This is a genomic window from Kitasatospora sp. SC0581, from assembly GCF_048159585.1.
In the GTDB taxonomy this organism is placed as follows: Bacteria; Actinomycetota; Actinomycetes; order Streptomycetales; family Streptomycetaceae; genus Kitasatospora.
Window position 1 is genome coordinate 1 of the sequence record NZ_JBLRWA010000041.1, and the last position, 13,982, is coordinate 13,982.

General features: G+C 73.0%; 13 protein-coding genes. 4 read left to right on the plus strand and 9 right to left on the minus strand.

Annotated features, from left to right (window positions below; all coding sequences use genetic code 11):
* Positions 1 to 489: 489 nt before the first annotated feature.
* The 7 genes from ACLWS4_RS34730 to ACLWS4_RS34760 all read right to left on the minus strand — a co-directional run bounded on the left by ACLWS4_RS34730 (position 490) and on the right by ACLWS4_RS34760 (position 7,416).
* Positions 490 to 1,479: a phospholipase gene (locus ACLWS4_RS34730; RefSeq protein ID WP_416876213.1), complete on the minus strand. Its 990-nt coding sequence runs from the start codon at positions 1,477 to 1,479 to the stop codon at positions 490 to 492.
* Between the two features lie 146 nt (positions 1,480 to 1,625).
* Positions 1,626 to 2,996: a (5-formylfuran-3-yl)methyl phosphate synthase gene (locus ACLWS4_RS34735; RefSeq protein WP_416876214.1), complete on the minus strand. Its 1,371-nt coding sequence runs from the start codon at positions 2,994 to 2,996 to the stop codon at positions 1,626 to 1,628.
* Positions 2,997 to 3,196: 200 nt separating this feature from the next.
* Positions 3,197 to 3,787 (minus strand): hypothetical protein, encoded by a 591-nt coding sequence (locus ACLWS4_RS34740; RefSeq protein ID WP_416876215.1) that lies wholly within the window; start codon positions 3,785 to 3,787, stop codon positions 3,197 to 3,199.
* On the minus strand, positions 3,784 to 5,184 hold the full coding sequence (locus tag ACLWS4_RS34745; protein WP_416876216.1) for a hypothetical protein: 1,401 nt from the start codon (positions 5,182 to 5,184) through the stop codon (positions 3,784 to 3,786). Before ACLWS4_RS34745 ends, ACLWS4_RS34740 begins: the two co-directional genes overlap by 4 nt.
* Complete coding sequence (locus tag ACLWS4_RS34750; protein WP_416876217.1) at positions 5,181 to 5,990, minus strand: ABC transporter ATP-binding protein; 810 nt, start codon at positions 5,988 to 5,990, stop codon at positions 5,181 to 5,183. The genes ACLWS4_RS34745 and ACLWS4_RS34750 overlap by 4 nt, the downstream gene beginning before the upstream one ends.
* 41 nt (positions 5,991 to 6,031) lie before the next feature.
* On the minus strand, positions 6,032 to 6,859 hold the full coding sequence (locus ACLWS4_RS34755; RefSeq protein ID WP_380741420.1) for a zf-HC2 domain-containing protein: 828 nt from the start codon (positions 6,857 to 6,859) through the stop codon (positions 6,032 to 6,034).
* On the minus strand, positions 6,856 to 7,416 hold the full coding sequence (locus ACLWS4_RS34760) for an RNA polymerase sigma factor (RefSeq protein ID WP_181970890.1): 561 nt from the start codon (positions 7,414 to 7,416) through the stop codon (positions 6,856 to 6,858). Before ACLWS4_RS34760 ends, ACLWS4_RS34755 begins: the two co-directional genes overlap by 4 nt.
* 144 nt (positions 7,417 to 7,560) lie before the next feature.
* On the opposite strand from ACLWS4_RS34760, the gene ACLWS4_RS34765 reads away from it, so the two are divergent.
* From ACLWS4_RS34765 to ACLWS4_RS34775, 3 genes are all read left to right on the plus strand, one after another.
* Positions 7,561 to 8,139, plus strand: coding sequence for a TetR/AcrR family transcriptional regulator (locus ACLWS4_RS34765; protein ID WP_387829029.1), 579 nt, complete (start codon positions 7,561 to 7,563; stop codon positions 8,137 to 8,139).
* 227 nt (positions 8,140 to 8,366) lie between these two features.
* The gene (locus ACLWS4_RS34770) at positions 8,367 to 9,404 is read left to right on the plus strand and encodes an agmatine deiminase family protein (protein ID WP_049650855.1); all 1,038 of its coding nucleotides are present in this window, start codon (positions 8,367 to 8,369) and stop codon (positions 9,402 to 9,404) included.
* 59 nt (positions 9,405 to 9,463) lie between these two features.
* The gene (locus tag ACLWS4_RS34775) at positions 9,464 to 10,627 is read left to right on the plus strand and encodes an agmatine deiminase family protein (protein WP_074004639.1); all 1,164 of its coding nucleotides are present in this window, start codon (positions 9,464 to 9,466) and stop codon (positions 10,625 to 10,627) included.
* An 87-nt stretch (positions 10,628 to 10,714) separates the two neighbouring features.
* On the opposite strand, the gene ACLWS4_RS34780 is transcribed toward ACLWS4_RS34775, so the two are convergent.
* Entirely contained in the window at positions 10,715 to 11,893 is a 1,179-nt protein-coding gene (locus ACLWS4_RS34780) for an agmatine deiminase family protein (protein WP_416876218.1), read from the minus strand.
* A gap of 141 nt (positions 11,894 to 12,034) precedes the next feature.
* Here ACLWS4_RS34780 and ACLWS4_RS34785 point away from each other — a divergent pair, with 141 nt between their 5' ends.
* The gene (locus tag ACLWS4_RS34785; protein ID WP_416876219.1) at positions 12,035 to 12,691 is read left to right on the plus strand and encodes a TetR/AcrR family transcriptional regulator; all 657 of its coding nucleotides are present in this window, start codon (positions 12,035 to 12,037) and stop codon (positions 12,689 to 12,691) included.
* A 23-nt stretch (positions 12,692 to 12,714) separates the two neighbouring features.
* Here the strand turns inward: ACLWS4_RS34785 and ACLWS4_RS34790 are convergent, their stop codons facing one another.
* The gene (locus ACLWS4_RS34790; protein ID WP_416876220.1) at positions 12,715 to 13,896 is read right to left on the minus strand and encodes an agmatine deiminase family protein; all 1,182 of its coding nucleotides are present in this window, start codon (positions 13,894 to 13,896) and stop codon (positions 12,715 to 12,717) included.
* Between the last annotated feature and the right edge of the window lie 86 nt (positions 13,897 to 13,982).

The window sequence follows — 13,982 nt, forward strand, 5'->3', positions numbered from 1 at the left end:
CGCTTCCTTCGGACCGCCTTCCAGCGGACCCTCCGGGCTTCGTTCTTTCGTGTTTCCAGCTTACCAGATGCTTTCCGCTCCGTTTACCGGCGCTTTCTGCTTCCGACTCGCTGTTGTCTTCCAGCGCTTGGCGCCCTGTCCGACGTTTCAAACACTAGCCGACCTCCACTTCGAAAAGCGAATCCGGCCGCAATCCGATAAAACGAACACGCCATATACAGACTGGGCCGCACCTGCGCATGACAGATTCGCCCCAGCCCGAGCCGGGAAGTGTTGGTTCAGAGGATTGGCCGCCCCGGGACCGTCCGCGTTGACACGTGTCCGGTGCTCCCAGTCGAGCGACTGGGAGACCCTACCCCTCCCCGGTGCCCGAGACAAAATGCCCTGTCCGGACGGCACCGGCCCCCTCCTTCTCCCCTCCCTCCCGCGGGCTCCGGGTCGGCGCCCGCGGGAGAGAGGCCGGGCCCCCTACCCGCGACGAACGGTCGCCTACCTGAACAGGCGGTCGCCGCTGGTGGCCATGCGGTGGGTCCCGCTGTGGCGGTTCACCCAGTCCCGGACGAGGTTGACGGCGTTGGCGCACTGCCAGCCGTTGTCGTACTCGCGCACCCCGGTGAAGGCGCCGTAGCCGGCGATGATGCCGTCCACCTGGGCGTCGCCGAGGAGCTTGTCGACGTACCACGGGTCGTTGTAGGTGGTCGTCCAGGACAGGGTGGCCGCGAGTCGTCCGGCGGACCGGTCGGCGGCTCCCTTCTTCAGTTCCGCGCAGGTGTTGTAGGTGGCCTCCGTGCAGTTGCCGAAGCCCTTGGTGATGTCGCTGTCGCCGTAGTCCATCGCCCGGCGGCCGGCCGGGAAGCCGGAGCCGGACCGGTTGAAGGCGCTGTTCACCTGGTCGCGGGTGCCGGTCGTGGTGATGCCCTCCAGCGGGCCGAGCCTGCCCTCCAGGCTCTTCCAGCCCCGGCCGCCGACGTCCGGGGTGCTGCCGCCGTGGTACTCGTAGAAGCCGTAGAGCACCTGGATGCCGGCGGCCGTCAGCCGCTGGGCCTTGTCGCGCAGTCCGGCGACGCTGCAGGTGCGGTTCGGCTCCTCGCCGCAGTAGTTGGGGTCCTTGACATCCAGCCAGACCAGCGACAGCCGGCGGCCCGCGTCGGCGTTGGAGAGGATGCGGTCGAGCATGCTGTCGAAGCTGGGGCCGAGCCGGTTCTCGCCGGCCGAGGAACAGTCGTGGTAGGCGCGCCACTCGTTCGGGTTCCACCAGGCGCAGACGTCGATCTCGATGGCGTTGGCGCCGTGGTTGATCGCGGCGTCCACGCCGTCCAGGGTGTCGACCCGGTGCGCGATGGCGTAGATGGGGTGACGCTGGTCGGCGGCGGCCGCCGGGGTGGTGCCGAGCGCGGTGACGCCGACGGCCCCGGACAGCGCCGCCGTCAGGGCCGACAGCGTCCGCAGGTGGGCACCGCGCCTGTGGTGAGTGGTCAAGAGGTGCTCCTTCTCGCTGGTGCTCGAAGTCGTCCGTACTCACGCGTGCTCGGATCTACTCGGACGTACTCGGACAACCGATATCACCGACTCCGCGTCGCCGTACGGTGAATGAGCGATACCTGCGGTCTCGCGGGCGCCACCGCTCAGCCGAGCGGCGCCAGTACCCCGTAAGCGTCGGAGGAGTACGCGGCGAGGTCAGGGTGGCGCTTGAGCAGGCCCGCCAGGTCGTCGAGCGCCCCGGGCTGCTCCGTCATCCGCCGCGGCAGCACCAGCCGGCCGCCCTGCTCCGGCGGGACCAGCCCGCCCACCAGGGCGCGGCGCACGGTCCGCTCGTGCCGGGTACCACGGCCGGTGCCGCCGTACGGGTCGCGGGCCAGGGCGCTGACGCCACCGCGGGCGGAGAGCTGGTCGAGCTCCGGGACGAGCCGCCAGACCTGCTGGGCGTGGTGGCTCTGCACCGAACCGGCCAGGTTCGCCTCCAGGCCGTGGGCGTGGCACAGCTCCACGAGGAACCGGATCTCCTCCAGCGAGAGGATGCCGGCCCTGGCCAGACCGTGCCGGTCGGTGTCGTGGCGGTCGAGGTCGGCGAGCTCCGGGCTGCCGGCGGTGGAGACCAGTCCGATCCGGGCGACCTTCAGCAGGATGCTGGTGTCCACCATGATCGCGTCGGCGCCGGCCGCCGCGCTGGCCTCGACCATCGCGCGGATCGCCTCCCGATCGGTGCGACGGCCCGTCGTGAGACCGTAACCCGCGTGGGAGAACGGCTCGTTGACGGCCACGAAACCGCCGGTCGTGCCCGTCGGCAGGGCGCCGGAGGCCCTCAGCTCGGCCGGCTCCGGCCGCCGGCCGCCGAACAGCGGCTCGCCGTGCGGGTCGAGCAGTGCGTCCGCGTACTCGGCGAGGTCGAACGCCCCGGGCGTGGACGGCTCGCACGGGTAGTACTCCCGCAGGCCCACCAGGGCGCGCCGCACCTGCGGCAGTGTCTTGCGGGCGTCCCACAGGTCGAGGTCCTGCGCGAACAGGACGGACATCACCCGGGTGTGCGACAGCCGGTCGGTCCGGCGCAGCGTCGCCGTGATCTCGCCGAGCACGTCGGCCAGTTCACCGGTCCGCATGCCGTCCAGGCCGACCTTGACGATCCCGCAGGGATGCACCCGGGTGCCCATCGCCAGGGCGACGCCGAGGGCGGCCTGGGCCGCCTTGCCGACCTGCTCGTACGCCGACTTGGGCAGGGCCAGACCGTTCTCCGCACGCCGGTACAGCAGCTGGTCCTCGCCGATGTTGGTGCTCAGCTGGACCGGGAGGTCCCGCCGGGCGGCCAGCACCGCGTCCGCGATGTCCATGATCCGGCGCGGTTTGATCGTGCCGAGCGCGCTGCGCGGGTCCTCGCTGTCGATGATCCGCGCGCCGCCGAGGACCGCCTCCCGCGCCTCCTGCGGGTCGAAGACGCTGACCAGCAGCCGTCGATCCGCCCCGACCTCGCCGGGTATGCCGGACATTCCGATGGTCGACACCGTTCCCCCTCCGAGAACTGACTGTGTTCGTTCGGGGGTCAGTCTTGACCGCAAGAGGTGCTCCACCGACCGATCGGCGACCGATCCTCACTCGAAGGAGTGAGATCACTTGACAGCAGGGTGACCAGGCGGCGATGCCGCCCCGGCACGCGGCCGGTCCGCGGGCGCCTCCGGGTGCTCCGTCGGCGCCCGCGGGCCCGTCACCGTCGCGGGCCGGCCACGGCGTACAGCGCGCCGCCGGTCACCAGCAGGGCCACCGCGGTCCAGGTGGACACCCCCGTCCCGGCCGGACAGGTCATCCAGCCGATCGCCTTCCCCACGGTGGTGGGCGGCAGCGGGGGGACGAGGATGGTGAAGCCGAGCCAGCCGATCGGCAGGATCCAGGCGAGGTGCGCTCCGCAGAGCACCGCCCCGAGCGCGGCCAGGCCCGCCAGGCCCGCGATGTCCCGGAGGACGACCTCGGTGGGGGCGAACCTCGGCCCCGCGGCCTGCACCGCCAGCACCGCGGCGCCCACGACCACGCCGATCAGCAGCGCGTGCGCCGCCCGGCGGGGCGCCCACCGGATCGCGGCCGTCCGGTCCAGTGCGGAGTCCTGCCCGCCGAGCCCGACGGAGCCGGCCGCCACGCCCGCGGCGAGCACGAAGTACACGATCGGGTTGATCGCGTCCGCGTCCACCGCGCCCGTGCCGCCGCCCCGGTTGAAGGCCCACACCACCAGGGCGGTGAGCGCGACCGCGGCCGCCGACGTGGGCACCTGCCGTGAACGCGCGTACAGCGTCAGCCACCTCACCGCGACACCTCCCCGGCCAGCACCGGAATCTGGTCCTGCCGCGCGCAGGACAGGGAGGCGGCGTGCAGCGCGACGATCCGCGAGCGCTGCTCCGCCGGCGGCAGTGCCGTCAGCTTCTGCCACGCGGTGTCGGCCGCCGCCCAGGTCTCGACCTCGTACGCGGTGGTGCCCTTCGGCGCCAGCGGTTGGAGCTGGGGGTCGTGGAGCGCCCAACTCACGGCGATGCTCTGGGCGGGGATGGCGACGTGCCCGCCGCCCTCCTTGTCGTTGTCCGGGTAGCAGCTCGGTGCCAGGCCCTTGGCGATCAGCGCGCGGGTCAGCTGCTCGCCCGTCGCGTCGGCGAGCAGCCGCTCGCTGAAGTCGACCAGCAGCACGTCCGCGGAGAGTTCGCGCGCCTCGGCGAGCTCGTGCAGCGCGGTGTCCTCCCGCACCGAGGTCGGCGCCCGGTCACCCAGGACCTCGTGCAGCACGCGCAGCGCGTCCTTGCTGCGCTGGGTGAGCTCGGCCAGGTGGGAACGGCTCGCCTGGGTCACGCACACCGGCCCGTCGCACACCAGCGCCGCGGCGGCCTTGTCGACGACGTAGACGTCGCGTGCGGCGGACGGGAGGACCAGCAGGGCCAGGGCCAGGCCGGCCAGGGCGGGAGTCACCGCGAGCAGCCGGGCCCGCCGGGTCGCGGCCGCCAGCAGCGCGACGCCGGTGGCGAGCAGGCCGAGCAGCCAGAGCGTCTGGCCGAGGTGGACGGAGCCGGACAGGGTCAGCAGCATCTGCCGCGGCTCCGGGGTCGCCGGCGACAGCAGGGCGAACCGGTTCGCCACCCGGCCCGTCGGTACCGCCCCTTCGTTGTTCATCCGCAGGAACAGGCCCGTCCCCACGAAGACGATCACCACCAGGGCCGGCGGGGTGAGGACGGAGGGCAGCGCCCGCGCGACGCCCATGCCGAACACGGCGCCCGCGACCAGGGCCAGTGCCGCCACCAGCGAGATCGGCAGCCAGCCGAGGGGGGTGTAGGTGGTCGGACCGGACGCCACCTGGACTCCGCCCACCAGGACCAGCAGGCCGAAGCCCGCCGCCAGCGCGAGCCCGATCGCACCGGTCGGCAGCGCCGCACGGCGCCAGGCCGGCAGTGGCGTGGTCGTCAGCAGCTCGGTCATCCGCGAGCGGGGTTCGCGCAGCCCGTACACCGCCCCGACGCCGATCACGAAGGGCCACCAGAAGGTCAGCAGGGACCGGGTCCAGAACGCCATGGTGGTCCACTGGGCCGTCCACCCCGCGGTGCCGTGCCACCAGAACGCGTCGAACGGGAGGAAGACCGCCAGGCTGCCGCCCAGGACGACGGCTCCGGCCCAGGGGGCGGCCGAGCGCTTCAGCTCGGTTCGCAGCACGCGTGCGTTCACCAGGCGCTCCCCTGCTGGCCGGAGGTGCGGAGCAGCGCCGAGTAGCCGCGCTCCAGGGGGCTGTCGCCGGGGTGCTCGGCGCTGCCCGCCGCGCCCAGCTCGTCCGGCGTGCCCTGGAAGACGAGGCGGCCGTCGGCGAAGAGCACCACGTCGGAGCAGGCGGCCGCGACGTCCTCGACCAGGTGGGTGGAGACGACCACGCAGGTGTCGCGGCCCAGGTCGGTCAGCAGTTCGCGGAAGCGCAGCCGCTGGGCCGGGTCGAGGCCGGCCGTCGGCTCGTCCAGCAGCAGCACCGCCGGGGAGTTGACGATGGCCTGGGCGATGCCGGCCCGCCGCACCATGCCGCCGGACAGGGTCTTCATCCGGTGGTCGGCGCGGTCCGCCAGGCCCACCCGTTCGACGGCGCGCTGGACGGCGTCGGGGACGTCCCGCTTCGGGACCTCCTTCAGCCAGGCCATGTACTCGACGAACTCGCGTACGGTGAACCGCTTGTAGTAGCCGAAGTCCTGCGGCAGGTAGCCGATGCGGCGGCGCAGGGCCCGGTGGTCGCCCACCCTGCCGAGGGAGGTGCCGAGCATCTCCAGCTCGCCCTCGGTGGGGCGCAGCACGGTGGCCAGTGTCCGGATCAGGGTGGTCTTGCCCGCTCCGTTGGGCCCGAGGAGGCCGTGGGCACCGATGCCCAGCGAGAGGTCGAGGCCGTCGACGGCCATCTTGCTCCGTCCGACGCGGACCCTCAGGCCGCTGGCCCGGATCTCCCAGGGGTAGGTCTTCGGCGCGGTGTCGGCCGCGCTCGCCGTATGCGTCATGCGATGGTCCCTTTCGAGGGTGGACAGGGTGGACATGGGTTTCACAGCGTCGAGTACGTGTCCCGGCGGGCGATCACGGCGCAGACGCCGAGCGCGAGGAGCAGTCCCCAGACGGGCAACTGGTCGCGTTGCAGAGCCAGTTGAAGGAAGGCAGGGACCCGGCCGGTGATCGAGGTGGGGGCCACGACGACGAGGCCCCACCCGGCCGCCAGCCCGAGGGCGGCGCGGGTCACCCCGACCACGCTGCCCAGTGCCAGGGCGGTGGAGGTGAAGGCCAGGGAGGGCAGCAGCCACTGCGCGGCCGTCGTGCTCCCGGTCAGCCATCCCCCCAGCAGGAGGACGGGCAGGACCACCACGAGGACCGAGGTGGTGCGCCTGAGCAGCAGGGGCAGGCCGGCCCGGGCGGTGGAGGCGGTCAGTTCGTGGGCCGGGTCCAGGCCGCTGGACCAGGACGCGGCGACGCCGCACAGCGGCAGCACCGGCGCGATCAGCGAGACCGGTGAGGAGCTGCCGAAGACCTCCGCCGGGGCGGCCGCGTCGAGCAGCAGCGCCACCAGGGTGACGACGGCGGTCATGGCCAGCCACGGGGTCATGGCCGGCGTCAGCCAGGACGACACCCACCTCGGCCGGCGCCACCGCGGGGGCACCGCGCCCACCGCGTCCAACCGCGGTTCCAGGCCGGCCCGGACGGTGTCGACGAGCGCGGCGATGTCGGGTGCCCCGGTGGCGACGGAGGCCGCCAGCAGGCTCCGGCAGGGCGCGCACGTCTCCAGGTGGGCCTCCAGCGCCCAGACCGTGTCCGCCGCCATCGTCGTGACGCCACGTGCGTAGTCGTCGATCAACTGCCTGGTCGCGTGTTCCCCACTCATGCCAGCGCCTCCCGCATCGCGATCCGGGCCCGACGGGCACGGGTCTTGACCGTGCCTTCGGGCAGTCTGAGCAGGACGGCGGTCTCCCGGACGGAGAGCCCGTCGAGCACCGTGGCCTGCAGTACCTCTCGGAGTTCCGGCGCCAGCCGGCGCAGGGCGTCCCCGACGTCGCCGCCGACGGTGCCGGCGAGCGCCTCCTCCTCCGCCGCGGGCACCACCGCGCGCTCGGCGGCGGCGACCGGCGGTTCGGCGTGGTGGGCACGGCGCCGGAACGCGTCGACGAGGCGGCGCGCCGCGATCGTCCACAGCCAGCCGACGGCCGTCCCGCCGACCGCGCTGCCGGCGAACGCGCCGGCGGCGCGCCAGACCGCGAGGTAGGTCTCCTGCATGACTTCGGCGACGATCTGCTCGTCCGCGCAGCGGCGGCGCAGCCGCACGGCGAGCCAGGGCGACGTCCGCCGGTACAGCTCGTCGAAGGCCCCGCGGTCGCCCTTGGCCACCAGCCGGAGGAGGCGTTCCTCGTCCAGGTCGTCCAGTGTTCTCCTGCGTGATCTCACACCAGCCAGACGCCCGATGCGGCGTCCAGGTTCTTCCCCGGAGGTGACCTGCGTCACATCTGGGGGGAATCGATCGGCCTCCGCTGACCGGCCTTTCAGCAACCGCACGGGGCCGGCGCCCGCGCCCCGGTAAGGTGGTGGATCGTGGCCAGTCGTAAAACGTCGATCTTGGAAGCAGCGGCGCGGGTGATCGCGCGACGCGGGGTGCGCGGGCTGCGGGTGGAGGAGCTCGCCGCCGAGGCGGGTGTGTCCACCGCGCTGATCTACTACCACTTCAAGGACCGGACGGGGATCCTCCGGCAGACGATGGAGTTCATCAACGACCGGGCGGAGCGGTACACGACCGAGCGCGCCGAGGGCGCCCCGCCGCTGACGCCCCGCGAGGAGCTGGAGCAGACCCTGCTGCTGGAGCTCCAGGACACCGCCGAGGTGCGGGAGAACAGCACCGCCTGGGGCGAGCTGCGGGCGAGCGCGGTGTTCGACGAGACGCTGCGCGAGGACCTGGCGCGGGCCACCCGGATCTGGGTGCAGGAGGTCGCCGAACTGCTCGGCACCGTACGGCCGATGTCCTCGGCGGTCGCGCTGGCCGGGGCGGCGGAGCGGCTGACCGCGCTGCTGGAGGGGCTGAGCACGCGCTGGCTGAGCGGCAGTCTGCCGCTGGCGCACGCCCGCACGCTCATGGCCGACGCGGTCGACGCCGAGGTGGCCCGGCTCGGGTCCTGATCCGTACGGACCGCACGGGGGGCCTCACGCTGCGCACGGAGCCCGTCAAGGATGCGTTAGGGCATGACCGCGAGTTTGACTGACTTTTCAGTCAGTGCGAGCCTGAACCCGCGGCAGGGTGCTGCCGCCCGTCCGTCCCCACGTGCGCCGCCCCGGCGCGGCGCGAAGAGTGGAGTCGGCGGCCCCCGGCACCCCTCCCGGCACCGTCGCACGATCTGGAGGCCCTCATGACCCACTACCGCGATGACCGCTCCACCGAGCCCTACCCCTGGGTGCCGGCGGACGACGTCCCGCACGCGCGGACCTGGATGTCCTGGCCCTCCCGCCGGGGCGTGTGGGGACTGCGGCTGGGCGGCGTCCAGGAGGACATCGCCCTGATCGCCCGCACGATCGCCGAGTTCGAGCCGGTGGTGATGTGCGCCCCCGACGACTGGACGGCGGGCAAGGCCCAGTCCTGGTGCGGCTCCGGAGTCGAGGTGATCACCGCGATCCCCACCGACGACCTGTGGATGCGCGACACCGCGCCGGTGTTCCGCCGGGACGGGTACGGCGGTCTGGACGCCGTGGTCCTCAACTTCAACGGCTGGGGCAACAAGCAGGTGCACCACGACGACGCCCGGGTCGCCGAGCTCGTCGCCACCCGCCGCGGCCTGCGCCACACCTTCGCGGACTTCGTCGGCGAGGGCGGCGCGATCGAGACCGACGGCGACGGCACCGTGATGGCCACCGAGAGCAGCCTGGTGAACAAGAACCGCAACCGCGGCATGAGCCGGGACGAGATCGAGGAGGCCGTCCTGGAGGCCTACGGCGCCGACACGATGATCTGGCTGCCCGGGATCAAGGGCCAGGACATCACCGACGACCACGTGGACGTCACCTCCCGGTTCGTCCGCCCCGGCACCGTGATGGTGCAGCTGCCGCCGGCCGACCGCAACGACGCCTGGGCCCGGGACGCCCGCGAGCAGTTCGCGATCCTCTCCGCCGCCACCGACGCCCGGGGGCGCCGCCTGCAGGTCGTCCCGGTGCACGGCCCGGACACCGTCCGCTCCCGCAGCTCCAAGTTCGTCGACTCCTACCTCAACTTCCACGTCGTCAACGGGGGCGTGATCACCGCCCAGTTCGGCGACGCGTACAAGGACGCCGCCGCCCGGGACGCGCTCGCCGCGGCCTTCCCCGGCCGTGAGGTGGTGCAGATCGACGTCGACCGCCTGATGGCCGGGGGCGGCGGCATCCACTGCTCGACCATGCACGAACCGCTGCCGTAACCCGGCCGCCCCGCGCACTCTCCTCCACCACCGCCCAGACCCTCAGCTGGAGTTCCCGCATGACCAACGCCCTGTCCCGCCGCACCCTGATCCGCAGGCTCGCCGGCGTCGGCGCCGGAGTCGGCGCCCTCACCCTCGGCCTCACCGCCTGCGACCCCAACGACCTGAAGGACCTCGACGGCGCCGTACCGCCCACGCGGCCCGGCGGCACCCCCGGTGTGCGCCGCTTCGGCGCCGAGTGGGACAAGCACCTGCGCACGGTGATGTCCTGGCCCGCCTCCGAGAACGTCTGGGGCGACCAGCTCGCGGACGTCCGCCGGGACGTCGCCGGCCTGGCCCAGGCCATCGCCGCCCGCGAACCCGTCGTCCTGATGGCCCGGCCCGAACAGGCGGACGCCGCCCGGAAGGCCTGCGGCTCGGCGGTCGAGGTCGTCCCGATCGCGGTCGACGACCTGTGGGCCCGGGACACCCTGCCGGTGTTCGTCGAGGAGGGCGGCACGGTCAAGGGCGTCGACTTCAACTTCAACGGCTGGGGCGGCAAGCAGCAGCGCGGCAACGACTCCAAGGTCGCCCGGACGGTGCTGGCCAAGTACGGCGTCGAGCGGATCGAGACCCGGCTGGTCGCCGAGGGCGGCTCCTTCGAGACCGACGGCCAGGGCACCCTGATGGTCACCGAGAGCTCCGTCGTCAACGACAACCGCAACCCGGGCATGAGCCGGGACGCGGTCGAGGCCGAGCTGAAGAAGGTCCTCGGCGTGACGAAGGTGATCTGGCTGGCGGGCGTCAAGGGCAAGGACATCACCGACGCCCACGTCGACTGCCTGACCCGCTTCGTCGCCCCCGGCGTGGTCCTGCTCGACCAGGCCTTCCCCGGCACCCCGGCGGACGTCTGGTCCCGCTCGGCCGACCAGGCCCGCTCCGTCCTGAAGGACGCCACCGACGCGACGGGCCGGAAGCTCCAGGTGGTGGAGCTCCAGCAGCCCGACCCCGACAAGATCACCGGGCGCGGCGACGCCTTCGTCTCCTCGTACATGAACTTCTACATCGGCACCAAGGGCGTCTACCTGCCGAAGTTCGGCGACGCCAGGGCCGACGACCGGGCCCAGCAGCTCATGAAGCAGTACTTCCCGGGCCGCGAGATCGTGCCGGTCAAGATCGACGCGATCGCGGCCGGCGGTGGCGGCATCCACTGCGCCACCCACGACATCCCCGCCCTGGGCTGACCGGACCGGCCGGGCCGGGGACAACCCCGGACCGGCCTCCGTTCGGGGCCGGGTCCGGTCGGCGGGCCGGACCCGGCCCCGGCGGGTTCACGCCGCGGGCTGCTGCTGGGTGACGCAGTGGATCCCGCCGCCGCCCGCCCCGAGGGAGTCGATGTTGAGCTGCTCGACGGTGCGGCCGGGGAACAGCCGGGCGAGGGCCGCCCTGGCGGCGCTGTCGGCCTTGGTGTCGCCGAACTGCGCCGCGATCACCGCGTTGTTGCACAGGTAGTAGTTGGCGTAGGAGCCGACGAAGTTGGGGTCGGTCGAGCGGATCAGGTTGTAGTCGGGCCCCTGGATCCGGCTGACCGCGAACGGGGTGCCCTGGGCCCCGGTGGTGGTGGTCAGGATCCGGTACTGCTGCCGTGCGTCGTTCGACCAGGCGTCGGTGTCGCTCGCCAGCGGCATCTGGACCACGGCCGTCCCCGCGTCGAGGAAGCGGGAGGTGGCGTCCACGTGGTCGTCGGTGATGTCCTGGCCGGCCACACCGTTGAACCAGATCACGGTGCTGGCGCCGTAGGCCGCGCACATCGCGCTCTCGACCGCGGCCTGCGACATGCCGGGGTTGCGGTTGGCGTTGAGGATGCTGCTCCGGGTGGCCATCAGCGTGCCGGCCGCGTCGGTCTCGATGGCACCGCCCTCGGCGACCAGCCCGGCGGCGGTGAACGGCAGGCCGAGGTAGGCGGCGACGCGCCCGGCGACCAGGGCGTCGTTGCCGTGCGGGTTCTGGTGGTTGCCCCAGCCGTTGAAGTTGAGGCCGATCGTGTCGAGGCCGCCGGCGCCGTCGGTGCGGAAGACCGGACCGGTGTCGCGCATCCAGCAGTCGTCGACCGGGATGTCCCCGATGACGGTGACGGCCGAACCGCACATCGAGCGCGCCTTGGCGACGCTCGCCGGGTTGGCGCACATGGTCACCGGCTCGTACTTCGCGATGGTCTTCGCGATCAGGGCGATGTTCGACTGGACACCGCCGAGCTTGTTCCGCCAGATGGTGCTGCTGTCCGGCCAGGCCATCCAGGTGCGGGTGTGCCGGACGGTGTCCAGCGGCACCCGGAGGCCGGCGGCGACGGCCGGGCCCGCGGCGGCGGTGCGGGGTTGCGCGGCCCGGGCCTGCCCACCGCTCGCCGCGGTCAGCGCGGTGCCCGCGACGGCGAGCCCGGCCGCCGTCAGGAACCGGCGCCGGCCGAGCCCTCCGTCGATCGCCGGATGGGATCTGAAGCTGCCCTCCATCACTACCTCCCTGTCAAAGTGCGCTGCCTGTCCGGCAGTTGACCGAAAAGGTAAAACTGACCAAGCGCTCGGTCAATACTTTGCGCAGAGATCGGCGCCGATGCGCCCCTGCCCTCCCCCGCAGTCGTTACAGTGGCGGCCATGGCGACACAGGCGACGGGCGCAGCCCCGCGTACGGCCCCCGGCCCCGGCGGCACCGGCCGGGCGCGCGTTTCCGCCAAGGGCGAGCAGACCCGGGCCCGGCTGATCGCCGCGGCCCGCACCCTGCTCGCCGGCGACGGCGCGGGGCGGTTCACCACCCGCAACGTGGCCGCGCTGTGCGGGGTCTCGCACGGGATGTGCCACTACCACTTCGCGGACCGCACCGACCTGATCGTCGCGGTGGTCGAGGACATCCGGCCCGAGTGGATCACGCCGCTGGAGGAGGCGGTCGCCGGCCCCGGCGGCTACGCCGAGCGCTCCGAGCGGGTCCTGGCACTGCTCACCCGGCCCGAGAGCCCCGACCTCGCCCGGCTGCACGCGGCCCTGCACTGGCTCGCCCTCAACGACGAACGCGTCCGCGCGAGCCTGGAGGCCGAGTACGCGCGCTGGCGGTCCTCCTTCGTCGGCCTGTTCCGCTGCCTGCTGGACGAGCGCGGCGACGGCGCCGACCCGGTACCGCTCGGCGAGGCCTTCGCCGCCGCCGTGGACGGGCTCGCCGCCATCGGGTCGCTGGACGGGACGGTGGACGCCGAGCGGGTGCTGCGGACGCTGCTGGACTCGCTCTCCTCCGCCGCCGCCCGGCCGTCCGGCGCCTGACGGTCCCACTATCTGCCCCTGCGTCACCCGGTGGAGCCGGGTGCGACGGGCTGCTGCTGGGTGGCGCAGTGGATGCCCCCGCCGCCGGCGGCGATGTGGTTGATGCCGACCTGGGTGACCTTGCGCCCCGGGTGGAGGTCGCCGATGATGCCGGCCGCCCGGTCGTCGGTGGCCTGGTCGCCGAAGCGCGGGACGAGGACGCCGCCGTTGCAGACGTAGTAGTTGATGTAGGTGGCGAGGAAGTCCTTGCCCGCGCCCTGGATCAGGGTGACGTCGGGCTCGGGCAGGTCGACCACGGTGAACGCGCGGCCCTTGGCGTCGGTCTCGGACTGGAGCACCTGGACGGCCTGTGCGGAGGCGGTGGTCCAGACGTCCGGCGGGGTGTCGGCGGCGGGCCGGTGCAGCACCACGGTGCCCGGCTCGGCGAAGCGGGCGAGGGCGTCGACGTGGCAGTCGGTGATGTCCTGCCCGGCGACGCCCTTGAACCAGATCACCTTCTCGACGCCGAGCAGGCCCTTGAGGCTCGCCTCGATCTCGTCGCGGGACTTGCCGGGGTTGCGGTTGTCGTTGACCCAGGAGCTCTCGGTGGCCATCAGGGTGCCCTCGCCGTCCACCTCGATGCCGCCGCCCTCCCCGGTGACCGGCGCCTGGACGCGGGTGATGCCGTAGTGGTCCAGGAGGTAGCGGGCGACCAGGGCGTCGTTGGCGTGGGTCTGCTTGCCGCCCCAGCCGTTGAAGTTGAAGTCGACCCCGGCGAGCCCCTTCGGGCCCGTGACGAAGGTCGGGCCGGCGTCCCGGGCCCACAGGTCGTCGACCTTCAGTTCCAGCACCTCGACCGAGGAGCCGCAGGCCTGCCGGGCCTGGTCGGCCTGGTCGGGGCGGGCCAGCAGGACGACAGGCTCGAAGCCGGCGATGGCCTGGGCCAGCCCGGCGATGTCCTGCCGGACGGCCGGCAGTTGGTCGCCCCACACCTCCTCCAGCGCCGGCCAGGCCATGAAGGTGCGGGTGTGCGGGCCGGACTCGGCCGGCATGGCCCACCCGCCGGTCGCCGAGCCTGCGGACGGGGCCACCCCCGAGGCCGTACCGCTCTGACCGGGCTGCTCCCCCGATCCGCTGTCGGAGGAGCAGCCACCGGTCAGGGCCAGCGCGGCGAGCGCGGCCCCGGACTGCAGGAGTGAACGGCGGGACGGCCGGGGGTGAGCCATGGGGCCTCGTTCCGTTTGGGGTCGGGTTCGGCTCCGCAGGCTACTGATCGGAAGGTCAGATTCCGGCGCGGCACGCACCCGCCGTT

Bases quoted from the DNA above. Each gene is read 5' to 3' on its own strand.
- ACLWS4_RS34750 (WP_416876217.1), bottom strand. From the start codon at position 5,990: ATGACGCATACGGCGAGCGCGGCCGACACCGCGCCGAAGACCTACCCC.
- ACLWS4_RS34755 (WP_380741420.1), bottom strand. From the start codon at position 6,859: ATGAGTGGGGAACACGCGACCAGGCAGTTGATCGACGACTACGCACGT.
- ACLWS4_RS34770 (WP_049650855.1), top strand. From the start codon at position 8,367: ATGACCCACTACCGCGATGACCGCTCCACCGAGCCCTACCCCTGGGTG.
- ACLWS4_RS34775 (WP_074004639.1), top strand. From the start codon at position 9,464: ATGACCAACGCCCTGTCCCGCCGCACCCTGATCCGCAGGCTCGCCGGC.
- ACLWS4_RS34780 (WP_416876218.1), bottom strand. From the start codon at position 11,893: ATGGAGGGCAGCTTCAGATCCCATCCGGCGATCGACGGAGGGCTCGGC.
- ACLWS4_RS34785 (WP_416876219.1), top strand. From the start codon at position 12,035: ATGGCGACACAGGCGACGGGCGCAGCCCCGCGTACGGCCCCCGGCCCC.
- ACLWS4_RS34790 (WP_416876220.1), bottom strand. From the start codon at position 13,896: ATGGCTCACCCCCGGCCGTCCCGCCGTTCACTCCTGCAGTCCGGGGCC.